Raw genomic sequence first — 24,273 nt, 5'->3', positions numbered from 1 at the left:
TCAGAATGACAACCGCATTGTACAACGGACACCTTTCGTCTGGATACCCGGATGATCACGATAGTTCAAACGCCAGACATAATCGAGACGAAGGAACTGAAAGATATTTTCAATGCCCACACTTGCTTCCATATACGGAGCTTTTCCCAAAGTATAAGAGCCATAAGGGAAGAGATATAGTCCATCCTTCCCATTTGCAGGATTATTCTTATCCGTCAGATGTCCCCACAAACCACGGAAAGCAAAAACTTCCCTTGCTTTCAACTTCTTGATAAGAGGAAGACGATTCAGGAGATTCCCGTTCATATAATATGTCAAATCCCAGGACACATATTCATCATTGATGAACTCCATCGCATTCATATTCGTATAAGCTTCCGGTTGAATGGTATAAGACAGGTTGGCATTCGGAAGGATCAATAACGGATACGGGACCTTGGTCCACACTTTCCCTGCCTTGGTGATAATATCCATATAGCCGAAAGCGGAGAACCATAAACGCTTCTGGATTCCGATGTCCGTACGATGATAATCATAAGCCGAGCCTAACAGGTCTTTCTTTGCCATCACATGGCTGAAATTAAAGATCAAAGCATCATATGTGATCGGAATACGGTTGTTACGCGTCTGATAAAACTTTTCATTCCTGGCATAACGGAATTTCAACTCCAGTTCGGTCATATCGTAATGTCCGAGACGACTGATAGTACCATCTGTACCGATACGGTCGAAAACCGCATATTCCGTGGCATATTCACGACGGTTACGAACAATGGCATTATACGACAGGCCATTATAATGCTCGTAAGAATAAGTCAACTCAGCCTGTCGCAAGTAAGTGGCCCGTGTATCCTTTTGCCGTCTTATTGTCAAAAGAATATTATCTTTACTGGTGTACATATATTGTTGCCCCAACTTATTGATGTCATACATATACTCAAAACGGATTGAGTTCATCGGGAATTCTTTGCGGAACTCCTTACGATCATTGAACGAATATTCAACAAGAGCATTATATTTCAGTTTCTCATCTTTCGTACCATACGCTACATAGCCATCGAAAAACAAGTTCTTGTTGAAAGCTGGCGTCGTTGTTCCTCCCAACCTGAAGCGAGCGCCTTCGATCGAATTGCCACTGATCGTTGTATTCATCGGGCCAAATTCGAATTTACTTTTCAACGGGTCCTTATTGGTATCGATATAACCAGATACGAGGGTCGTTACAACCTTCTCCGTTACATAAAAGACCGGGACAGAACGTAGTTTTGCCATTAGATTTTTCACCGAGTTCGGATTCTTTTTCACCGCTTCTTCCGGACGATTGCTTGCCCAGAAATCTTCCGGCTGTCGATAAGCCTCTTTCAAAGTAATGACCGGGGCATTTTCTTTAAAGACCCAAGCCTGTTCAGCATCCGGTTCCTCAAATGACTGATTGCTGTAAATATTCAAACGCCGTGCATACATACCCTTGGTCTTTTCGTTTAATTTGAAATTCACGCTAATATCATCCTTTGTAATAACACGGGTACCCTCCGGAGTCCGTTCAAATATCTGCTCGATCGTCATTCTGGAAACAAAGTTCAGATTGATATCTTTCGGGACATTGAGTATTGCTTTTTGAACAAAAAAAGTGGAGTCAAGTGTCACATACAAATGTCCCGTAAAACCGAATGTTTCCGAATTAAAGGGAACAAAACCCAAGTCCACACATTCCTGCCCATTTATATCCAGCGTATCAAGCAAATAATATTTATAGTAGTTAGGTCCGATCGTGGAAAGCGGACTTACAAACCTCTGCAGGAATAAAGGCACATCATTTTTGAAAATATCGACTTCCCGGAACACTTCATTCAGTACCTGCTGTATCCCGTCACGAGAGAACACTTCATCTACACCTGATGATTTATTTCCTTTCACTACATGTTTCTCCGACTTCGGATTTTTACGATAATAAACCGTTTCGACTTTTTCTTTTTCTGAAACCGGCAAAATAGTTGTACCGATATCGAGCGTATCTATAAAATCGACCAGAAAATCGAACTTACCGGTCTTACCGTTCTTTTTAGGTTTCGGCTGATAATCATTCATCGCAAAGATCATTTTTTCATATTGATCGTACTGAAAATAATCATGGTTACGAGGATTGTTTCTTTCCCGCAAAGCGATCACCTGTTTTACAAATTCGACAGCCGGATTTTCTTTTTTACTGTATTTTTCTTTCTTCGGTTTGATAACGACCTCATTCAAAGTAATCCCATTTGGCGCTAACTGTATTTTCAGATCATTTGTTTTTCCCTGAATAATTTTCACTTCTTTCGTGTCATATCCCAGATACGACACTTGCAGGATCCTGCCTGTAGCCGGGGCAGAGAATGAAAAACAACCATCTCCGTCGGTAGCCGTCCCCAGAGTGGTCCCCTTGAATATAAGGGAGACATAAGGCAGTGCCTCTCCTGTAATCGAATCGGTTACAATACCCTTTATTGTCGTATTCTGAGCATTTGCCATCCATACGGAGATCAAGGATATCAGCAAAAAAACAAACTTCTTTCCCATCACAACTTCCTATCACCTATTTTTACTTTATCCCTACATAAGACACAACAAAAATACGACAGTATCTTTTTTATCGAGTGTCCCGAAATACGCACATAATATTCTAATGAGCATCAATGAATAAAGAACCACATGCCACTCAGGTATGGCCAAACTTATAATTGGGTATATAACTCCTTACAAAATTTCTCGTGCTTCAGGCGCATGTAATAACAAATGGCAGTCATCACGACAATTTCAAAGAAGAAATAGAGCCAGGGCAAATCAATCAGACAAGTGACGTATAACACAATGGCACGAGTATTGAACGTGAGAATGTTAGTCCATTTCATCATGGGTAATGAAAGGGTACGGAACTTGTCGCGAAAAGATTGCGGGATATTCTCCATCATACTGTATTTTTCACGCAACTTATCCATCAGCAACTGAAAATCAGGAGTCTGTGCTTCCTGCCTTTTAGTATAGCCTACATAAGTTTTCAGGAACGCTTTCCAAAGGAAGTTACCCTTCCAGGGCGTTTCATCATATATCTTTTGCTGTTGTACCGACTTATCTAATTCACTACCGGCCTCACCTTTCAGAAAAAAAAGATGGATCTGACGGTAATAGTCGGCAAGTCCGCATTGACGGCTGTGGCAACCAAAACCGGAATATAACGCCAAAATAAAAAGTATCAGTGTAACCACCAGCGTATTCTGCTGATTATTCTCAATACCCAGAATACGAAATTCAAGCTCATGGTGGATATAAAACCGATAGACAAGACCAAGATAGATGGGAATGAACCATACCTCGCTGGCTGCACCGTCGAGAATCCGTCCCAATTTGGTTTTCTTCCCCGTCATACGAGCCAGTTGTCCGTCCGCACTATCGTAGAAGTTCGCCCAGGCCAACAATAATATGGCTATTATATTACACAATAATCCGCTCATTCCTTCTGTACGGAAAGAACCTTGTGCAAAGAAAAAGGCAGATCCCGCACCGATAATCATTGAAAGGACAGTTACGGTATTGGGATGGATATCCAGACGTTTGAAAAAAAGTGCCCACTGATAACCGATAGGACGTGTCCAAACAGTATCAAGCCATTCTTCGGTATCATCTGACTTATAAGTCGATTTGACATTTTCTGCCATACATTTATTCTATTTGATTCATTGTTTATTACAATATTACAACTGAGCCAGGTATTTATCCTGCCATCTCTGGTAGTATTCGGGCTTATCTATCATCAGTTGTCCCTCAGGATCGATGAACAACTGGATGGTGTTTCCTGTGGCACACAGCACATTGTCATGCTCACGGTAGACTTCATAGCTGTAATCAAGCCGTGCACCCGGTTTATAGATATAATGCGTATGCACTATAACCACATCATTCATAACGAGAGGCGCACAATATTTGATATGGATATCATAGATGGGGGCACAAATACCGGAACGCTGCATATCTGCATAACCTATGCCGGGATAATGCCTGCCGAATGATTCGCGTCCATCCTCAAAATAGGTAATGTACGCCCCATGCCACACCCTCTGCATCGAGTCTATCTCACTGAACTTTACCTGTACTCGACAAATATCTTCAAGATCTTTCATCAGGATTGGAAATTAATGACGTTGTCGTTGATTGCGACATTATATACATCGTTTATAAAAGTCATATTGAATATAAATCCTTAAGTATACAATCCCCCATTGATTGAAATCACATTACCGGTAATGTAACCGGCATTCGGAGAAACCAGGAAACCGACCGCTTCAGCCACTTCTTCGGGAGTACCGAAACGCTGGGCAGGAATAGTCTTTTTCAATATTTCCTCATCAAGGCCTTCCACCATATCAGTCTTAATAAAACCGGGTGCAATAACATTGGCTGTCACGTTCTTCCGTGCCACCTCCTGGGCCAGTGCTTTTGTCGCAGCAATGATACCCCCCTTGGCTGCAGAATAGTTGGTTTGTCCCGGCATTCCCTTGAGACCGCTCACACTTGCCATATTGATGATACGACCGAACTTATGAACTAACATAGGTTGCAACAACGGTTGTGTCACGTTGTAAAAACCATCAAGAGTGATGTCGAGTACACGGCTCCAGTCCTCTTCCGGCATAAACGCCATAACATTATCACGCCGTATGCCTGCATTATTCACCAGCACTTCGATATACTCCTCTGTATGGGCGCTCTCCCATGACTCGATCGCATCGCGGGTCTCCCGATAGTCGCTTACATCAAATTTCAGCATCTCGCCATCCTGACCAGTTTGCCTTACCAGTTCAAGCGTCTTTTCGGCTTCCGCCGTATTGTTTACATAGTTAATAATAATACGATAACCCATTTGGGCCAATTTCACACAGACAGCACGACCAATGCCGCGGCTGCCTCCGGTTACTAATGCATACTTCATGGTTATGTTCTTTTTAATTTTTTACGATATTCCATATATGCTCTTTTCCAAGTATTTCAGCACAAGTAAAAAGCGTTGTCATTGTCACCCCATGCAGACCGTGCAGCATAAGGTTCTGTCCCGTAAGGAACAGATTCGGAATAGGTGTACGCGGTGAGAGCACAGTCATTACCGGATCTCTGAAATCCTTACGCAGACCATAAGCAGTCCCCTCAGGAGTAAGGGTGTAATCACGATAAGTCAGCGGTGTGCTAGTATAATATCCGGTGATCATATCCCGGAGTCCGGGAATAAATCGTTCTGCCAGTATAATACATTCCTCTGCCACACGCTTCTTCATGGCCTTATATTCTTCACCACGACGGCCGACCTCTGTCATATTCCATGGCTCACATTTACTCCAAAGCATGGGAGTAAGCAAATCCACTTGCTGCACATACTCACTACCATCTTCCGGAATCCGGCAACTTACCAGCACTCCGCTTACAGGACTGTTTTCAAGATAAAACGTCCATACATTAGGTTGATCATAGACATACTGATTCCAGTTGAAGTATTTAAGCGTTCGTGACCTGATACAAAGCGATACAGTGAACATACCGAAGGTGTTTTCCAGTCCGGCAATACGGTTACGATAGATTTTTTTCATCCTATCACTCTGTTTTACAAGATCGCAAGTAACGGCAGGATGCACATTACTGATGAAAATATTGCCTTCATAACTCTCCCCGTTCGAACATACAGCATGTACCAGTTTTCCGTCTTTCTCTACCAGTACCTGTACTTCGGAATTGCATAGGATCTCGCCGCCATGCCTGCGAATGTCATCAACCAGTGAGTTTACGATCAACGAACCGTCTCCTTTCAACCGCCAGCTACTCTCTATGAAACTACTATTGCCATGAGCAAAAGTAAACAGAGGAAGTGATTCCCTCCTCAACTCCATTTTCAAAGAAGTACCGCAAAGCACGTTTATCAGCAAGGGATCACGAAACGTCTCTGTCAGATATTGATAAGCACTCGTTTCAAAAAGTTTAAAGGGGAATGACGGTTTTCCGGATTGAGGATTCAACATATCGAACTGTTGCTCTTCAATTCGCTTCAACATATTTACATATCTGTTCAGAGCTTCACGTTCAGCAGGAAAATCTTCAGCCAATGTCCTGACAAACCTATCATACCCTTGTGCAAAAGCAAAGGTACGATCCTCTATTGTTACCCGGTCAAAATAGGTATCAAGGCGTTCCCACGGCAGACGTAGTAATCCCAGATATTCGAATATAGCATGTAGTGACTGACCTTCATATAAACCTCCTACATAATGAAATCCCGTATCGAAAGCCAATCCAAGTCGCTTGTAACTAAGAAGGCAACCACCGGCTTGCGTTCCTCTCTCAAGCAGAAGAACATTCATTCCGGCGCGCGAAAGAATATGAGCACATTCCAGTCCACCCAATCCGCTGCCTATAATAATTACATCGTATTTCATTCTTTATTCTTTAAGGTAGAATACTATCTACAATCATATCTCCCTTGTACTCCATATACGTCCTTTCCGTATCGGTTATTGCGGCCGTGACGGTGAATCCCCTGTCGATAGGCAGAACAGTGATCGTCACATTTACCTCCGGACAAACGACAGGTGAAGCAACTGCTGTCATGCGACATTGCTTTATAGTGCCGATCAGTAGTTTTTCCTCCGTCAACTGCATAACACATTCCTTGATGGTCTGGATATTACAAACTCCGGGACATACCTGATTTCCAGGAAAATGACCGCGATAAACATCACAATCAGGTAAAAGGACAATACGAAAAACGGCATTCAATCCTTCACCACAGCTATCGACTATCTTGTAATATTTATTTTCAAGTAACATAACAACTCTGTAGATCAACTATTTTTCTCTATGAAAATCTTCATTTGCGTATCGGCTATTATCTCATCCCCAAGACGGATTTCACCGGTGATGACAGTCACACCGGCTATCTCTGTACCCATGGTGATAACAGTACGCAATTCATCATCTACATATGGACGACGATAACAATGAAACCTTTTCACTTCACCTATATATCCCACAGGAGGAATAACAGCTCCAGAAGCCATAGCTCTGTACCCTGCAAATGCTGAAGCCGACTGGGCTATATGTTCGATAAGTCCCGGTTCGGCAAGCAGGCCATTCTCGTCTATGAAATAGTTATCATCTCTGACTGTAAGCGAAGTTACCGCCACATCTCCATCTACATCTATCAGTTTATCAACCATCATGATAGGATCGCGTTGCGGGATCAGATTCTTTATATCTTCATTAACCATTCTGCCCGAAATGTGACTCTATATAGTCATACAGATTATCAAAAGTCTGAATCTCCCGTAAATCAGTTGCCGGGATCTTTATTTTATAGGTCTGTTGGATAATAGCCACCAGATCAACCAGACTGAGGCTGTCCAGGGAGAGCGTATCTTTCACATTAGCATCCGGTGTAAAAAGAGTCGGATCAACTTCAAATTCTTCTGCCAGTATAGCATTTACCTGTTTTGTAATGTCTTCACGTGCCATAATAATATATTTTATCAGTTTGTTTACTATATGTTTTTTACAATGAGAGTCGAGTTTGTTCCACCGAACCCGAATGAGTTGGAAAGGAATACGTCAAAATTTTCTTCACGTGTCTCCGGCACTACATTGATACAGGCCGTCTCTTCGTCAGGATTCACGAAATTGATGTTTCCTGCAATAAAACCATTTTTCATCATCAGCATCGAATAGATCAGTTCGCTGGTACCCGCCATCCACATTTCGTGTCCCGTCTGGCTCTTGGTGGAAGTTACCGGCACTTTGTAATCACCGAATATATGAGCTATAGCCAAAGCCTCCCTGCTGTCACCGATACGTGTAGAAGTAGCATGGGCATTGATATAGCCTATCTGATGTGGAGTCATATTGCCGTTTTTCAAGCATAATTCCAGTGAACGTGCAGGACCGGATATATTCGGAGTAGAGATATGGTCACCGTTACCTGAAAATCCCCAGCTTACTATTTCTGCTAATATGGGTGCACCCCGCTTAACAGCATGTTCATAACTTTCGATTATCACTGTTGCTGCACCACCGCCAGGTACCAGGCCGTCACGGTGACGATCGAACGGGCAACAAGCTTTTGCGGGTTCGTCTTCACGCATGGAAAACGACTGAATACCATCGAACGAAGCCACACTGTATAAGTTGGCCTCCTGGGCACCTCCACATATAATACAATCCTGTAATCCGCTACGTATAAGAGTATGTGCCAATCCTATCGCATGGGAACCGGAAGCACAGGCAGCAGAAGCTGTCAGATTAATGCCACGCAATTTGAACAGGCACGCAAGATTCATCGACACGGTGGAGTTCATCGACTGAAAGATGGCACCACTACCGCAAGCGGATGTATCCTTGAATTCACGAAACTTATCTAGCGCATGCATGGTAGCTTCGGCTACAGAATCGTTTCCATAAATAATGCCTACCTCATGGCTGTCGATATAATCCTGATCCAGTTTTGCATTTTCCAGGGCCGAACGCGTTGCCATATAAGCATATTGTGCTTCTTCAGGCATAAACTGTCGTAAATTACGAGGAATGAACGGCTTAAGGTCAGGCAGTTCGATATCGGCACATAAAGCAGAACGGAATCCGGCCTCTTTACGTTCCTGACTGAAAACGATACCGCTCTTGCCGCCATAAAGCGAATCGCGTACATCTTCGAGTGTCTTTCCCAGGCACGACCATATACCCATGCCCGTTATCACTACTTTTCTTTCCATAATTGTCATTTTCGTTTATAATTTCTTTTTATAGCATCGCCTTCTCTTTATGAAAGTTGGGTTCAGAGGTTTCCATTGCGTCAGTTCCCTGATATTGTCCTCCAGTTGAGGACCAGTTTCCGCCCATTTAAAGTGGTGTTTATTATAGATTGGTATAAGGTCATCAAAAAACAGTGCATTCACGCCCAATCCCTGATAGTCAGGACGCACAGCCATTAAAAGCAGTTCCGCTTTCTCTTCCTTTTTCCATTTCAAAGCACGAACAAGATGATACCATCCAAAAGGGAAAAGTTTCCCTTTTGTTTTTTGCAACGCATGCGATAAACTGCCCATCGTTATTGCCACGCCTACCACTTCACCGTTTTCATTCTCTATGACAGGCAACAATTGCTTATCAACCAGCGGCAGATATCGTTTGATATACAAATCAATCTGTTTATCCGACAATTCCGTATAACCGAAGAGAGGCGCATAAGCCACATTCAGCAGGTCAAATACCTTTTTTCCATATCCAAGTTCTGAAATATCAGTATTAGTCAACTTTTTGACATGCAATCCGAACATCTCTTTTGCTAACCCGGCCACACGGGCATATTTAGGAGGGACTTCTTCAGGGACTTCAATACATACCTGCACCCAGTCGACCTCTTTCTCATAACCCAAGGCCTCCATATGCTTGGGATAGTAAGGATAGTTATATATTGCAATCATCGACCCCAGTTTGTCAAAATCCTCGATAAGCATACCTTCCTTATCGAAATCGAAGATCCCCATCGGCCCTTGTATATAATCCATACCTCTCTCTTTGCCCCATTCTTCCACAGCTTTCAGCAAAGCAGCCGACACAGCCGGGTCATCAATAAAATCAATGAATCCAAACCGGACATTCTTCTTTTGCCATTTCTCGTTGGCATGATGGTTGATAATACCTGCTATGCGGCCCACAGGTTTCCCTTCTTCATCGTATGCAATGAAAGGTTGTATATCGGAAAATTCCAATCCCGCATTCTTACGTGGATCGAAAGCCTCGCGAATATCCATATCCAAGTCGGGAACATAGTATTGGCAGCCGGTATACAACCAGCCTGTAAACTTCACGAAATCGTCCATTTCGTGTTTCGTCCCAACCTTTTTCACATTGACAATTTTCATAACGAGAGTAAAACTATGAAAGGTTTTCCTAATTGCAAAGCGAGTAAAAATAGCTGCGACTAATCCACCAGTATTGGAGAATTTAAGAATATTTTCGGGAAAGTTTATTGAAAGACGAACTCATTTTTTATAACCCAACTGTTTACGAAACTCTTTCGGAGAACAACCCAGATGGGCCTTCACATATTTTCCAAAAAAAGATATGTTGGTAAACTCCAGGTATTCAGAAATTTCTTTGATAGATTTATCGGTATGTGTCAGGAAATGCTGAATATCGTCTGTGACATATTCATTGATCCAATCCATAGCAGTTCTTCCACTAACCTTTTTACTTACAGTCGATAGATATTTGGAAGTAACGAATAACCTATCGGCATAATGGCTCAGATTACGCTGCTTTATTTCACTGTTTGCCAGTATTTCTATAAATTTCTTGAATAAGATATCTCCCTGTTTCATAGAAGTTGGGGGTGTTTCAATCGTATTATGGTCCAAATCAGCCAGCAACTCATAGATAATAGCCCGCATAAAAGTAGTCATAACCTCTTTATGATAAGATCGCTGAGGAAATTTTAATCTTAAACGCATGATCTCAGAATATAGGGAAAACAACTGCAGGCTCTCCTCTCCTATGCAAATGACCGGATTTTGATTGAACTGAAAAAATCTGTTCCAAATATCACTCCCATAATGCAAGAGACTTTGGAGAATGCGGGTAGAAAGACATACTGCATTCCCCCTGAAAGAAGTCCTGTTTTCATGATCATATAAAATAATATTAGGTTTGCAAATTAAAACTTCATACGGATGGAGCGTATAGAGTTTAGCATTCAAATTGACCTGCATTTTTCCTTCCAGACAGGCGATTATCATAATCATATCTTTCGATAACTTGACAGATCCGCGTTCCGTCATATCTTCCAAGTGTTCTATTACAATAATGTCTTTATCAGTATACGTGATACCGGCATTGATTCTTTCACTGGCATCCAGGATGTCATTTATACCCACTTGTCGAATTGTATTTTCTCTTTCCATATCTACATAGAATTATCACTTCCATGCAAATATAACTGTATCAATGTATTCTAATATGCTACATATCACCCTAAAAGTGTCCTATTGTTCCTATTTCAAAAAACAAGAAGCATAACAGAAAATTTGTTACAGATAAAAACAAATGACTTATATAGAATAACTCAAAAAATAAGATTTATATGAATAATACAAGAGAAGTAAAATAAGATTTTGATATTCAGAAGTTTAAAGTAAATGTGCGCGGAATGAGATTCGAACTCACACACCGTAACCGGCACTACCCCCTCAAAGTAGCGTGTCTACCAATTTCACCATCCGCGCCAATGGTGCCCAGAACAGGACTCGAACCTGCACGCCTTGCGACACACGCACCTGAAACGTGCGCGTCTACCAATTCCGCCACCTGGGCATTTCCATTATATAAAAAAGGCGGCCTCTTACCGCTCTTATTATCTGTGAGCGAAAGACGGGACTCGAACCCGCGACCCTAACCTTGGCAAGGTTATGCTCTACCAACTGAGCTACTTTCGCGATAACGGGTGCAAAGATATAGGTATTTTTTTATTTTCCAAAACCGGAAGATACTTTTTTTATACTATTTTTTCCTTCCCAACCCGTTCAATTTCCTATCTTATTTTAATACAGTGAGTTTCACTCTGAAAAAAAATTCAGATGCGGGAAACCAGTTCACTGAACAAAGTAGTCATTACAGCTGCTGCTTTATTGGCAGCAACGATCACATCAGCGCCGTCGTTCACAAAATCGTCTGCAAAATGATATCCTTCATTCGTGATAACCGACATACCGAACACTCTCAATCCGGCATGACGTGCTACAATAACTTCAGGAACCGTACTCATGCCGATAGCATCGCCTCCTACCCGACCATAAAAAGCATATTCGGAAGGTGTCTCAAAAGACGGACCGGTCAATCCGACATATACACCTTTCTTTAAAGGTATAGCATGTGAAGCGGCAATCTCTTCTATCGCACAGATAAACTCGCGGTCATAAGCACGTGTCATATCCGGGAAGCGGGTTCCGAACAGTTCATTATTCGGACCGATCAACGGATTCGGCATCATATTGATATGGTCGCGGATAATCATCAGGTCACCTACTTTGAACGTATTGTTTATACCGCCTGCCGCATTCGATACCAATAAATTCTTTATCCCCAACAGTTTCATCACGCGAACAGGAAAAGTAACCTGCTGCATCGAATATCCTTCATAATAATGGAAGCGTCCCTGCATAGCGAGTACTTGCTTTCCGCCTAACTTTCCACAGATAAAATTACCTTTATGTCCTGCAGCCGTCGAATGCATGAAATGAGGTATTTCGGCATAAGGGATCACGATAGCCTCCTCTATCCGGTCAGCCAAAGAGCCCAATCCGCTACCCAGGATAATGGCTGTCTCCGGATTGCCGGTGATACGCGCGGCTATAAATGCTGCCGCTTCCTGATATTGTTCGTTCGTATAACTCAGATTCATAATTTATCGTTTAATTAAGTTATAAGCTATTTGGGCAGCCCGCTCCATAATCTCGTCTTCACCCGGAACCTTTCTATTCTGCATCAAGACTTTTCCGTCACAGATCACCGTATCGATACAATTTCCGTTAGCCGCATAGACCAGATTGGATATGAAATTGAAATTCGGTGTAAATGCAGGCATATTCAAATCGATCAAAGAAAGATCGGCCAGATAGCCTTCAGCTATTTTTCCTGCCTTTAGGTTAGCAATAGCTGCTCCATTGACTGTCGCAGACTGGAATATCTCGTCGGCAGTAACGGCTTCAGGGTCTTTTCTCCAAACCTTTCCCAATAAAGAAGCCAGCTTCATTGCCTCTATCATATCGAGATTATTGGATGACGAACAACCGTCCGTTCCCAATCCAACCAAAATACCTGCCTCACGCATCTCCTGGAACTTAAAGTGCATACCGGAAGCCAGTTTCATATTGGATGCCGGATTATGTGCCACTTTTACCTCATGGTCTGCCAACATACGAATTTCATCGTCATCGACATAAATGCCGTGGGAGATCAACAAGCGGGGAGACAACACTCCCAACTTATATAAATAGCGGACAGGTGTCAATCCGAAGTTCTTCACGGAGTTTTCCACTTCACCTTCTGTTTCCGCCAGATGTAGCTGGATCAAAACATTGTGTTCCCGTGCAAAAGCATCCGCCCACTGCAGTAATTCGCCGGAAACGGTATAAATAGCGTGCGGACCTATCGAAAAATGTATCCGCTTGCTGTAACGATCCATTTCATTATATAGTTTTTGGATTGTTTGTTTACTTTTCTCCGTCAACTCCGGTTTAAACTGGTCGAAACAGGCACTGGAAATATTAGCTCTGATACCCATCTCTTCCACAGCCTCTGCGGTTGCATGAAACTTATGGTACATATCAAAGAAAGTGGTTGTCCCGCTTTTTATCATTTCCAGACAAGCTAGTTTGGCTCCCCAATAAACATCCTCTTTTGTCAGCTTGGCTTCGTTAGGCCATATTTTTTCTTCTAACCAGGGCATCAGCGGCATATCGTCGCCAAAACCACGAAACAAAGTCATTGCAGCATGACCATGTGTATTCACAAAACCGGGAACTACGGCTTTACGACGACCGTCTATAACAGTATCGGCCGTTACAGGAAGGTTTGCACCTATCTGTTTGATGTATTTGTTTTCTATATAAATATCGGTAGCTACTCCATTCAGCTCTACCTCTTTAATCAATATGCTCATACAAATTTCGCTTTCATATTCTTTATCTTCTCTTCACGGATACGTGCCAGTAAGTCTGCTTTCTTGTCGCGTTTTACTGCCGCATAAGCACAACTTTCCTTTACTTCGACAACGCCGAGATCCTCTTTCTCCAAACCGCCTTTCTGGAAAAGGAAACCGACAACATCCTTTTTACTCAGCTTGTCCCGTTTACCGCGGTTGATCGTCAGTGTCACCCATTCCGAACGAAGAGGCTTCTTGGCTTTCTCCGGCAGGAAAAACTCATCCGGTTCACGGGGGATATATTCAGGGACAGTTTCCACTTCGTTCAAGATCATAAAGGCATTTCCTTCCGCATTCATACGAGCCGTTCGTCCGTTTCGATGGATAAACGCCTCTTCATTGATCGGGAGATGATAATGAATGACATTCTTCACTTCCGGAATATCCAGTCCACGGGAAGCCAGATCGGTGGAAATAAAGACAGAAGCACTGCCATTACGGAAAAGCGACAAAGCCCGTTCACGTTCCGGCTGCTCCATACCTCCGTGGAAATATTCATTATCCACACCCATCTCGGTCAGGTAATTGCTGACACGTTCCACCGACTCACGCTGGTTACAGAATACCAAAGCTGATTCGCCTTTCAATTCGCCCAACAGTTTGTATAACGTTTCCAGTTTATCCTTGATCGGAGATTTCACGATACGCAAAGTCAAACCTTTCGCTTCCTTTACACCTGTCAGGAATGACAAACGTACCGGTGCCGTAATACCGGTAAAAGGAGGTATTTCGACAGCTTCCGTTGCCGAAGTCAACACCCTGCGACGCACGCCCGGAAGGTGTGCCAGAATCTCTTTCATCTCATCCTGAAAGCCTAATTCCAGAGACTTATCGAACTCATCCAGAATCAGTGTCCGGACAGTATCCAAATCGATATTACCCCGTTCCAGATGGTCGAGGATTCGTCCCGGAGTTCCGATCAATACGGTCGGTGCATGTTCCAGACTCTTCTTTTCCGTCCGGATCGGATGACCGCCATAACAGCAATTCACCTTATATCCGGCACCCAGAGAACGGAATACCGTTTCTATCTGTAAAGCCAGTTCACGCGACGGAGCGATGATAAGCGCTTGTATCTTTTTCTCCTCGTCAGTCAATGTAGTAAGCAAAGGCAACAGGAATGCCAGGGTTTTACCTGATCCCGTCGGACTAAGCAAAACCATATCTTTGGTTGTACCGGCATCCAATACGGCCTGCTGCATTTCATTCAACGCCTCGATACCTGTATTCGATAAGGCACGGGCTACGATCTCATTTTGTGTCATTTGTATTCTTTATAAAATTCGGCAACCGATTCAATCCCTTTATAGAAGAAGTCCAACATGCAACTCTCGTTAGGAGAATGAATAGCGTTCTGTTCGAGTCCGAAGCCCATCAGGACGGTCTTTATACCTAATACCTGTTCGAAAGTGGAGATAATAGGAATACTTCCTCCACGACGTACAGCCAGCGGCTTCTTTCCGAAAGCAACCGTACAGGCTCTCTCCGCTGCCTGGTAAGCAGGTAGGTCAATCGGACAAACATAACCCTGTCCACCGTGTTTCGGTGTGACTTTTACCTTAACACAGGCAGGAGCCACTTGGTTTATATAATCTTCGAATAGCTGAGATATTTTCGTATGATCCTGATGCGGAACCAACCGACAGGAAACTTTTGCATAGGCTTTCGACGGCAACACAGTCTTGCTTCCTTCTTCCGTATAACCGCCCCAGATACCACAGATGTCGAATGACGGACGGCAACTATTCCTTTCCAGTGTCGAATATCCTTTTTCACCGAACAGGGCATCCACACCGATCGCCGCTTTATATTTTTCTTCATTGAACGGGATCTGTGCAATCATCTCCCGTTCTGCCGGAGAAACTTCTTCTACATCATCATAGAATCCGGGGATCGTGATACGTCCGTCGGCATCGATTATATCCGCCATCAATTTGCATAACACATTGATCGGGTTAGCTACTGCCCCTCCGAAATGACCGGAATGCAGATCACGGTTAGGCCCCGTCACTTCGATTTCCCAATAGGCCAGACCACGCAAACCGGTTGTCAATGAAGGTGTTTCGGCACTGACCATACTGGTATCAGATACCAGGATCACATCTGCTTTCAACAATTCTTTATGTTCGCGGCAGAAGGTTTCCAGGCTGGGAGAACCGATCTCTTCTTCTCCTTCAAAGATAAACTTCACGTTACATTTCAGCAGGTCGAGCTTCAATGCTGTCTCAAAACCTTTCACCTGCATCATCGACTGGCCTTTATCATCATCGGCACCACGTGCCCAGATACGACCATCCCGTATTTCCGGTTCGAACGGCTGGCTTTTCCACAGTTCCAACGGTTCGGCAGGCATTACATCATAATGAGCATAAACAAGTACGGTCGGAGCATCCGGCGAAATGATCTTTTCACCATAAACTACCGGATTTCCTTCTGTCGGCATAACTACCGCTTTGTCTGCACCGGAAGACAACAATAACTCTGTCCACCGTTCGGCACAGGCTGTCATATCCGGTTTATGTTCGTGTTTTGCACTGATTGACGGAATACGGATCAAGCTGAACAGCTCTTCCAGGAAACGATCTTTATTGGATTCTATATACGATTTTACTGTCATAAAACTGGAGATTTAATTTTAAATTTAACGTTTTTATTTAGGGTTACAAGTTTACGAATAAATTACTTAAATCTACCTTTTATTGTCCTATAAAATATATCAGAATGTTAACTTTCCATTCCTATGTTTACTGGAATCTACTACCACCAAGTGCATGGAATAGGTTAATAACCCCTTGTATTTTATCAAATTGATCCTGCGCCTGTACTAATTCCGCATCCAATAAGGACTTTTGTGCAGTCAATACTTCCAGATAATTCGTAGAAGAATATTGCATCAATAACTCCGTTTTATGTACAGCTTCCTGTAAAGCACCAACCTGCTGCTTTCCGATCTCTATCCTTTGTTGAGCAACCTGCCACTGCACCAGAGCATCGTTCACTTCTTTCCCTGCATTCAAAACAGACTGTTGAAATGAAAGAGAGGCCTCTTCCTGCCGGGCTTTCGCCACTTTCAGATTAGCGATATTCGTACCTTTATTAAATAATGGTTGTGTCAACGATCCTACTGCACTCAATAACAAACTACCGGGATTCAGAATCACACCGCTACCGTTATTTGTCCATCCGGCAGTACCGGAAAGCATTATGTTCGGATAAAAAGCAGAGCGTGCCGCATTGGTTGAATAAAAAGCCTGCATCAGGTTAAATTCCGCCTGCCGTATGTCAGGACGATTAGATAAAAGCAGCAAAGGAACCCCAACCTTCAGCTCTTCCGGAAACGACTGTTCCTCCAGCGTCTTCCGTTCAATCGTTTGTGGTGCCATAGCCAGTAAAACAGACAAACTATTTTCCGTTTCACGGATACTTTTCTGTATGGATAGAATAGATGCTTCGAGTGCCAAATGATTTGCCTTTGCCTGAAGGATAGCAGTATCATTCGATTCCCCTGCCCGTTTCAATGCTTCCAAAGTCTTTACCGTACGTGACCAACTTTCCAATGTTTTTTTATTGATTACAAGTTGTCTGTCCAACATCAACAAAGTATAATAACTATTCGCAATGGTAGCCACCAACTGTGTCTGTACAGCCTGTTCATACGAACGGCTCCCTTCAAGTGCAGCTTTCGCTCCTCTTTTCGCATTCGTTACTTTACCGAAGACATCTATTTCCCAGCTTGCCGACAAAGCTAAATTATACGTCTTACCAGGAGCAGCGCCATCGAAGCTGCTAACTCCGCCCTCCGGATTCAACGATAAAGAAGGAAGATAGGAAAGACGGGCATTCATCAGAACAGCTTCGGCTTCCTTCACCCGCAGATGAGCGATATTCAGATCGGTATTATACTCCAATCCCCTTTCGATCAGGTTCTGTAATAAATTATCCGTAAAAAGCTCTTTCCAGGAAAGGGAAGCGACTGTTGCCGTATCTTCCACTGTCATATCCCGATACAGTCCGTCCGTATTAACCTCCGGACGAGAATAAGGTTTATATATCCTGCAACCTGTCATCAGACAGATTGCAAGACTTAAAACAAATAACTGTTTCATACTCACTTTTTCTTTCCTATTTCTTCTAATTCCGTTTGTATAGACCAATCGGCATCTCCCCTGGAGGCTTGTATCGGCCTGACTTTCTCCTGTAGATATTGAAATACAATGAAAAGACCCGGGACAAGGAATAATAAAGCCAACGTTCCGACAAGCATGCCGCCTACCGCACCGGACGCCAACGAACGGCTTCCGTTTGCACCTACCCCATGCGCCACCATTAACGGCAACAGACCAAATACCATTGTCAGAGCCGTCATCAGGATCGGACGCAAACGAACTTTTGCAGCGGCAAGAGCAGCCTGCGTCAGTGACATTCCTGCTTCCCGGCGTTTAGTCGCATATTCCGTCAGAAGAATAGCTGTCTTAGCCAGCAATCCGATAAGCATGATTAATCCGGTCTGCATATAAATATCATTCCCCAACCCGAACAACTGGGCAAACAAAAAGCTGCCCAACAATCCGCAAGGCACCGAAAGAATAATTGCGAACGGAATAAGAAAACTCTCATATAAAGCACTTAATATCAAATAAACCAACAAAAGGCAGATACCGAAAATAATAACAACATTATTAGTCGTCTTACTTTCTTCACGTGAGATACCTCCGAATTCATATCCGTAATTCTTCGGCAACACCTGATCCGCCGTTTCTTTAATGGCCTGTAATGCATCTCCCGAACTGTAACCGTTTGCCGGTGAACCGTTGATCGAGATCGAATTATAGAGGTTGAAACGCATTAAATCCTGCGGGCCATACGTTTTCGTCAACTTTACAAACTGGCTCAACGGTGCCATTTCCTCACCGACCCTTACATAAAGATGGTTCAGCGACTCCGGTGTGACACGATATTCAGGATCTGCCTGGATCATCACACGGTACAATTTAGAGAAACGGTTGAAGTTGGATACATATCCACCGCTATAATAGCCTGAAAGCGTTTCTAAGACTTCACCCGGAGAAATTCCTGATTGTTCGCATTGGGCGGCGTCGATATCTACCCAATACTGTGGATAGTTTGTCTCGAAAGCAGAATAAACGGCTTCAATCTCGGGGCGCTGGCTAAGTGCGGCCACAAAATTATCTGTTACTTTCTTGAAAGCGTTCAGATCACCGGCAGTCTTGTCCTGTATGTAAAGTTCAAAACCGCTACCCATACCATAACCAGGGATCATCGGTGGCGTCATAGCAAATATCTGCGCATCCGGAACTTCAGTCGACAAACCATAAATCTTATTCACTACATCGGCAGCAGACTGTCCTTCTTCCTTTCGTTCATCCCAATGTTTGAGCGAAAGGAAATACATACCCATGGAAGGTCCCGAACCGGAAAATGAATAACCTACCACATTGGCATTGTATTCTACCTCAGGAATCCCTTTAAGTTGTTTGTTCATCTGCTCCATCACCCGTTGAGTCTGAGGCAGAGATGAACCCGGCTTGGAGTTCATGCTGATCATTACGGTTCCCGTATCTTCATCGGGAATCAATCCTGTCTTGGTATGTTGTACCAGAAAAACAAGTAAAACAAGGGCAGTCACCAATGTGCCCCACATCAGCCAACGACGTTTGACAAACAATAATACTCCTTGTACATAACGTTTGGTCATCACATCAAAAGCTGCATTAAACGCTTTACGGAAACGGGCTGCAAAATTATCCTTTACATTTCCGGATTCATCTATATAAGGAGTCAATAACAAAGCACAGAGTGCCGGAGACAATGTAAAGGCATTGACTGCCGAAATACCGACGGCAACAGCCATTGTTATACCGAATTGGGTATAGAATGCTCCCGAAGTCCCTCCCATCATAGACACAGGTATAAATACAGCCATAAAGATCAAGGTCGAGGTAAGAATAGCCGAAGATACTCCTTTCATTGCATCATTCGTTGCCATATAAGAAGATTGATATCCCACATCGAACCGCGCCTGAACAGCCTCGACCACCACTATCGCATCATCCACCACCGTTCCAATGGCCAATACCAGAGCAAACAATGTCAATAGGTTGATCGAGAACCCGGCTACCGACATAAAGGCAAACGTACCGATAATGGAAACAAAAATTGAAATAGTCGGGATCAACGTAGAACGTATATCCTGCAAAAAGACATATACCACCAGGATTACCAGCAAGATAGCCTCCAACAATGTTTTTACCACCTCATGGATCGAAGCATACAGGAAACGGTTTGTGTCATTCAGTGTTATAAACTCCATTCCTTTAGGAAGATCACTGCTTATCTCTTCCAGTGTGGCATCGATTTCATTGATGATAATTGATGCATTCGACCCGGCAGTCTGAAACACCATTGCCAGTGCAGCCGGATGACCATTCACCTCCGTTGCATAATTATAAGCCTCATCTCCCAGTTCAATATCAGCAACCTCACGTAACCGTAACACATCGCCCCCCGGCAAAGAACGTATCACAAGATTACCGAACTCTTCCGGTGTAGAGAAGCGTCCACGATACTTCATGGTGTACTGATGGGTATTATCATGATTTTCTCCGAATGCTCCCGTAGCTGCTTCGATATTCTGTTTATCCAATACAGCCGAGATATCTCCCGGAACCAGTTTATACTGTGCCATCTTATCCGGTTTGAGCCAGATACGCATACTATAATTGGAACCGAATTGCATAACCTGCCCTACTCCGGCAATACGCTTGATACGAGGTTCCACATTGATCTTCATATAATTATTGAGGAACTGGCGATCGTAAGCATCGTCCGGTGAGTAAAGAGCAAAAGTCTTCAGCTCAGCGTTCTGCTGCTTCATGGTCGTGACACCGATCTTGGTTACTTCGGCAGGCAGCAAACTCAACGCCGTAGAAACACGGTTCTGTACATTCACTGCCGCCATATCTGCGTCGCTTCCTTGTTTGAAAAAGATATTGAGGAACACATCGCCACTATTTGAGGCCGTGGAAGTGATATAGTTCATATTCTCCACCCCATTGATTGCTTCCTCCAACGGGACAATGACACTTTTCTGAACAGTTTCAGCATTGGCTCCCGGATAATTGGTAAAGACCTGGATCGTAGGAGGCGCAATATCGGGATACTGCTCGACAGGTAGCGTAAACAAAGAAATAATACCCATCAGAACAATTGTTATGGAAATAACAATCGATAAGACAGGACGGTCTATAAAATATCTTAGGTTCATACTTTTTTATTTTATTGTTTTTCGGTTTCTTTGACAAGTATCTCCATTCCGTCTTGCAACAATCCGACACCTTCGCTGACAATCCGGTCGCCCGGCTGAAGACCTGAGCGAACAATATAGTCAGTACCGTCGTTCAGCTTTTCTAGCTGTAGCTGAACAGCGGAAAGTTTTCCGTTTTCCTGCACTTTGTAAGCAAATACTTTATCCTGTAATTCATAGGTAGCAGACTGAGGAATGACAATCACATCATCCATTTTATAAGGAATAACGACATTACCGATCCCGCCACTGAATAACATACGGTTCTCGTTCGGAAATACGCTTCGTACCGATACTGTTCCCGTCTGTTGGTTGATAACGCCGCTGATACTTTCGATATATCCGTTTTCCTCATAGAGACTTCCATCATTCAACTGCAGTTCGATCGACGGCATCTGCTTTATCGTTTCGTCCGGCGAACCATATTGCCGGATCAATGCCCGAAGACGATTTTCCGTCATAGAGAAATAGACATACATTTGTGAATTGTCCGATACGGTGGTCAGCGGTTGAGCCATCGACGGATTAACCAAAGCACCTGTCCGGTAAGGAAGTATCCCGACAATACCGTCCGACGGACTTTTTACTTCTGTGTAGGAGAGGCTGTTGCGGGCATTCACTTCCTGTGCCCGGGCTTGCTCCAGTCCTGCATTGGCAACAGACAGTGCATTCCGTGCTGTCGATAATTCATATTCCGAAATGACGTTTTCACGGAACAATTCCTGTTTACTTTCGTAAGTCAGCCGGGCTGTTTCCACTTGCGCTTGTGCTGCATGTACATTTGCCGTCGCTGTTCTTAAAGCAGCTTGGTAAGGAACCGGATCGATAACAAAAAGAGTTTCTCCCTTCTTCACTTTTTCGCCTTCCTGAACACAAAGCCGGAATATCGTACCCGACACTTGCGGATAAATTTCAATATCCTGTCGCCCCCGGATAGAGGCTGAATAAGATTCTTTGATTTCCGCCGGAGCAGACGTCACGGTTAATACTGGATAAGCCTGATGAAACTCCCCTTCTTGTTTATTCTTACAAGATATCAGAAACATAAAGCAGAGAATGGTAATAAATTGAGATAAATTTTTCATACGGTTACTAATTTGAACAATCTTTCATTATCTGGAACTATCTCCGGTAACAACTGATTTACCGGAGCGCAAAGATATAGTTTGTCGTAACCTGATCACATATCATAATCCTGCCATATCGGGTACTTTTCAATACAAACCAAAGAGGGATTCTAAAAAAACATACTATCTTCGCAGAGAAGATCCGAATAAAATATGACAAATATAAAATACGCTTTACACCGACCTGGAAACGAAAATGCAGCCGGAATAACCGACCTGAAAGAGAGCATAGGACATCCGTTGGATCCAAACTGTTGCACAATCCTGTTATGTACGGCAGGGATGGCTACTGTCTCTACCAATTTTCAAAAGCGAATAATGAAAAAAGGAGATGCGGTCTTTATCTTTACCGATATAGTATTCGTTACGATCGAAGTGTCAGATACATTTTCCGCCCTGTATGTTTCGCTTTCCGAAGAAGTGATGGAAGAAGTCTTTTATAAAATTACTCCTACTTCGTTTTGGTATTTCATATATGACCACGTTATTCTCCATCTATCAGAAAATCAATCCATGCTACTACATACGTGGTATCAGCAAACAAAATGGATTATTGACGAATGTGCACCAGAATATAAACTGACACTGTTACGCAACAACATCCACAGCCTTTTTATGGCTATCGACAGTGAAGCGAAAGAAAAAAACATAGGAATCAACGATCACTATAAAAGAGATCAGACATGGGCTATCCTGGGAAAGTTCGCCAGCCTGTTAGCAGAGCATTGCCATCAACACCGGGAAGTAAGTTTTTATGCAGACAAACTCTGTATAACACCTGATTATCTTTACAAATTGGCTTATAAAGGAATGGAGCAAAGCCCCAAAGAGATAATCGAACAAATGATCATCGTAGAGATCAAAACTTATCTTTCCAATACTAATTTATCTATTAAAAGCATCGCAGCTGAGATGAATTTCGAAGATCCGTCATATATGTGCCGTTTCTTCCGGAGACATACCGGATCGTCACCGACAGAATACCGGAATATCTACTTAAAATAATACTCACGAAATAAAACCAATTAAAAATGGAAACAGAATTAATTTTCGCGACAAGAGAAGACTTTCAGGAGTGGTTAAAGAATTACGGCCAGACAAACGAGGGTATCTGGTTACTATTCGGGAAAACAAAAACATTAAAAACATTATCCGCAGAAGATGCGTTGGAAGAAGCATTATGTTTCGGTTGGATCGACGGGCTGATCAACTCTATCGACGAGCACAAATACAAAAAGTACTTTTCCCAAAGAAGGAAAGGAAGTAAATGGTCGGAAAAGAATAAAAAGATTGTAGAAAAGCTTATCAAAGAAGGAAGAATGACCGGATTCGGAATGCAGGCCATCGAAGAAGCCAAAAGAAGCGGAGAATGGGAAAAGGTACGGGACAGAAATGTTACCGATACTCAAAAGTCTGAATTTGAATCCCTGATAAAAGACTACAATCAGGCTTATGCTAATTACCTTACGACAGCAAAGTCGACTCAAAATAATTTTGTCGGTTTCTACTTTGAAGCAAAAAGAGAAGACACCCGCCTGAAAAGATTAGAGAAAATAGTCGGGTTATTGGAGCAGAACAAAAAGTTAATGTAAAAAGGATATTCTTTTCATGTTATAATATGGCACTTCTTCCATTCACCATTCACCGTTCACCAGACATAGCATAACAACCTGAAAAACAATATATAAATTAATTATTTATCGGGTGAATGGTTGCTCAAAAAGGTGAATGGTTTATACAAACCTTCACCTTCATCTTTTTTAGATCACTTATTATTATGACTTACATTATCGATCACTGAGCGAAAAGTCCAGACTGATTAAGTTAAACATTATAGTTTATTCATTTAACGACCAAGCTCGATAAGCTTACCCACCACTGTCATTAAGCTTAACGACAAAGGTCGCAAAGCTTAATGATGAAGGTTCAATGATTTATAAGTAATAGCCAAAGAGCTAGTTTATAGCAGGTTTGATAATAATGGAATTACTTTTTTAGGGGGCGTAAAATAAACTGTGTCATGCGCTGTTTTTCTTTCAAGCTCATCGGTCGGGGATCGG

At 42.9% G+C, this 24,273-nt stretch carries 20 protein-coding genes and 3 tRNA genes; 2 read left to right on the top strand and 21 right to left on the bottom strand.

The genetic code is table 11. The features are described from left to right. From IEY67_RS24155 to IEY67_RS24055, 21 genes are all read right to left on the bottom strand, one after another. Nucleotides 1-2,556 carry a DUF5686 and carboxypeptidase-like regulatory domain-containing protein gene (locus IEY67_RS24155; RefSeq protein WP_183672500.1) on the bottom strand — a complete coding sequence of 852 codons (2,556 nt, stop codon included), beginning with the start codon at nucleotides 2,554-2,556 and terminating at the stop codon, nucleotides 1-3. Nucleotides 2,557-2,711: 155 nt separating this feature from the next. Continuing rightward, a complete protein-coding gene (locus tag IEY67_RS24150; RefSeq protein ID WP_122373306.1) occupies nucleotides 2,712-3,692 on the bottom strand; it encodes a CDP-alcohol phosphatidyltransferase family protein in 981 nt (326 codons plus the stop codon). Between the two features lie 36 nt (nucleotides 3,693-3,728). Next, the gene (locus tag IEY67_RS24145; RefSeq protein ID WP_221267845.1) at nucleotides 3,729-4,154 is read right to left on the bottom strand and encodes an acyl-CoA thioesterase; all 426 of its coding nucleotides are present in this window, start codon (nucleotides 4,152-4,154) and stop codon (nucleotides 3,729-3,731) included. 80 nt (nucleotides 4,155-4,234) lie between these two features. After that, the gene (gene flxB / locus IEY67_RS24140; protein WP_183672499.1) at nucleotides 4,235-4,963 is read right to left on the bottom strand and encodes a flexirubin biosynthesis SDR family reductase FlxB; all 729 of its coding nucleotides are present in this window, start codon (nucleotides 4,961-4,963) and stop codon (nucleotides 4,235-4,237) included. A 13-nt stretch (nucleotides 4,964-4,976) separates the two neighbouring features. Next, complete coding sequence (locus IEY67_RS24135) at nucleotides 4,977-6,452, bottom strand: phytoene desaturase family protein (RefSeq protein WP_183672498.1); 1,476 nt, start codon at nucleotides 6,450-6,452, stop codon at nucleotides 4,977-4,979. Between the two features lie 10 nt (nucleotides 6,453-6,462). After that, nucleotides 6,463-6,843 (bottom strand): ApeI family dehydratase, encoded by a 381-nt coding sequence (locus IEY67_RS24130; protein ID WP_122373310.1) that lies wholly within the window; start codon nucleotides 6,841-6,843, stop codon nucleotides 6,463-6,465. A 14-nt stretch (nucleotides 6,844-6,857) separates the two neighbouring features. Next, nucleotides 6,858-7,283, bottom strand: coding sequence for a hotdog family protein (locus IEY67_RS24125; RefSeq protein ID WP_122373311.1), 426 nt, complete (start codon nucleotides 7,281-7,283; stop codon nucleotides 6,858-6,860). Continuing rightward, on the bottom strand, nucleotides 7,276-7,527 hold the full coding sequence (locus tag IEY67_RS24120; RefSeq protein WP_122351379.1) for an acyl carrier protein: 252 nt from the start codon (nucleotides 7,525-7,527) through the stop codon (nucleotides 7,276-7,278). The genes IEY67_RS24125 and IEY67_RS24120 overlap by 8 nt, the downstream gene beginning before the upstream one ends. Nucleotides 7,528-7,553: 26 nt before the next feature. After that, a complete protein-coding gene (locus IEY67_RS24115; protein WP_122373492.1) occupies nucleotides 7,554-8,774 on the bottom strand; it encodes a beta-ketoacyl-[acyl-carrier-protein] synthase family protein in 1,221 nt (406 codons plus the stop codon). A 15-nt stretch (nucleotides 8,775-8,789) separates the two neighbouring features. After that, nucleotides 8,790-9,926 carry a GNAT family N-acetyltransferase gene (locus IEY67_RS24110; RefSeq protein ID WP_183672497.1) on the bottom strand — a complete coding sequence of 379 codons (1,137 nt, stop codon included), beginning with the start codon at nucleotides 9,924-9,926 and terminating at the stop codon, nucleotides 8,790-8,792. A 120-nt stretch (nucleotides 9,927-10,046) separates the two neighbouring features. Next, nucleotides 10,047-10,964 (bottom strand): helix-turn-helix domain-containing protein, encoded by a 918-nt coding sequence (locus IEY67_RS24105; RefSeq protein WP_183672496.1) that lies wholly within the window; start codon nucleotides 10,962-10,964, stop codon nucleotides 10,047-10,049. A 237-nt stretch (nucleotides 10,965-11,201) separates the two neighbouring features. Beyond that, nucleotides 11,202-11,285: transfer RNA gene (locus IEY67_RS24100), tRNA-Leu, on the bottom strand. A 3-nt stretch (nucleotides 11,286-11,288) separates the two neighbouring features. Continuing rightward, nucleotides 11,289-11,373: transfer RNA gene (locus IEY67_RS24095), tRNA-Leu, on the bottom strand. A 49-nt stretch (nucleotides 11,374-11,422) separates the two neighbouring features. Then, a tRNA-Gly gene (locus IEY67_RS24090) sits at nucleotides 11,423-11,495 on the bottom strand. A gap of 137 nt (nucleotides 11,496-11,632) precedes the next feature. After that, nucleotides 11,633-12,460: a purine nucleoside phosphorylase I, inosine and guanosine-specific gene (locus IEY67_RS24085; protein WP_183672495.1), complete on the bottom strand. Its 828-nt coding sequence runs from the start codon at nucleotides 12,458-12,460 to the stop codon at nucleotides 11,633-11,635. 3 nt (nucleotides 12,461-12,463) lie between these two features. Next, nucleotides 12,464-13,720 carry an amidohydrolase gene (locus IEY67_RS24080; protein WP_183672494.1) on the bottom strand — a complete coding sequence of 419 codons (1,257 nt, stop codon included), beginning with the start codon at nucleotides 13,718-13,720 and terminating at the stop codon, nucleotides 12,464-12,466. Further along, nucleotides 13,717-15,027: a DEAD/DEAH box helicase gene (locus tag IEY67_RS24075; protein ID WP_183672493.1), complete on the bottom strand. Its 1,311-nt coding sequence runs from the start codon at nucleotides 15,025-15,027 to the stop codon at nucleotides 13,717-13,719. The genes IEY67_RS24080 and IEY67_RS24075 overlap by 4 nt, the downstream gene beginning before the upstream one ends. After that, nucleotides 15,024-16,379, bottom strand: a complete 1,356-nt coding sequence (locus IEY67_RS24070; protein WP_183672492.1) for a dipeptidase — start codon at nucleotides 16,377-16,379, stop codon at nucleotides 15,024-15,026. The genes IEY67_RS24075 and IEY67_RS24070 overlap by 4 nt, the downstream gene beginning before the upstream one ends. A gap of 127 nt (nucleotides 16,380-16,506) precedes the next feature. Next, nucleotides 16,507-17,868, bottom strand: coding sequence for an efflux transporter outer membrane subunit (locus IEY67_RS24065; protein ID WP_183672491.1), 1,362 nt, complete (start codon nucleotides 17,866-17,868; stop codon nucleotides 16,507-16,509). A 2-nt stretch (nucleotides 17,869-17,870) separates the two neighbouring features. Then, nucleotides 17,871-21,047 carry an efflux RND transporter permease subunit gene (locus IEY67_RS24060; protein ID WP_183672490.1) on the bottom strand — a complete coding sequence of 1,059 codons (3,177 nt, stop codon included), beginning with the start codon at nucleotides 21,045-21,047 and terminating at the stop codon, nucleotides 17,871-17,873. Between the two features lie 11 nt (nucleotides 21,048-21,058). Continuing rightward, a complete protein-coding gene (locus IEY67_RS24055; RefSeq protein ID WP_373292279.1) occupies nucleotides 21,059-22,183 on the bottom strand; it encodes an efflux RND transporter periplasmic adaptor subunit in 1,125 nt (374 codons plus the stop codon). A 183-nt stretch (nucleotides 22,184-22,366) separates the two neighbouring features. Between IEY67_RS24055 and IEY67_RS24050 the strand changes: the two genes are divergently transcribed. Together IEY67_RS24050 and IEY67_RS24045 are read left to right on the top strand one after the other, a co-directional pair. Continuing rightward, a complete protein-coding gene (locus IEY67_RS24050; RefSeq protein WP_183672488.1) occupies nucleotides 22,367-23,218 on the top strand; it encodes a helix-turn-helix domain-containing protein in 852 nt (283 codons plus the stop codon). A gap of 26 nt (nucleotides 23,219-23,244) precedes the next feature. Then, nucleotides 23,245-23,805 carry a YdeI/OmpD-associated family protein gene (locus IEY67_RS24045; protein WP_183672487.1) on the top strand — a complete coding sequence of 187 codons (561 nt, stop codon included), beginning with the start codon at nucleotides 23,245-23,247 and terminating at the stop codon, nucleotides 23,803-23,805. The last annotated feature ends 468 nt before the right edge of the window (nucleotides 23,806-24,273 follow it).

Source organism: Parabacteroides faecis (genome assembly GCF_014647375.1).
GTDB classification, from domain to species: domain Bacteria; phylum Bacteroidota; class Bacteroidia; order Bacteroidales; family Tannerellaceae; genus Parabacteroides; species Parabacteroides faecis.
Note: the sequence above shows the minus strand (reverse complement) of the source record. Positions and strands in the feature narration are given on the sequence as shown.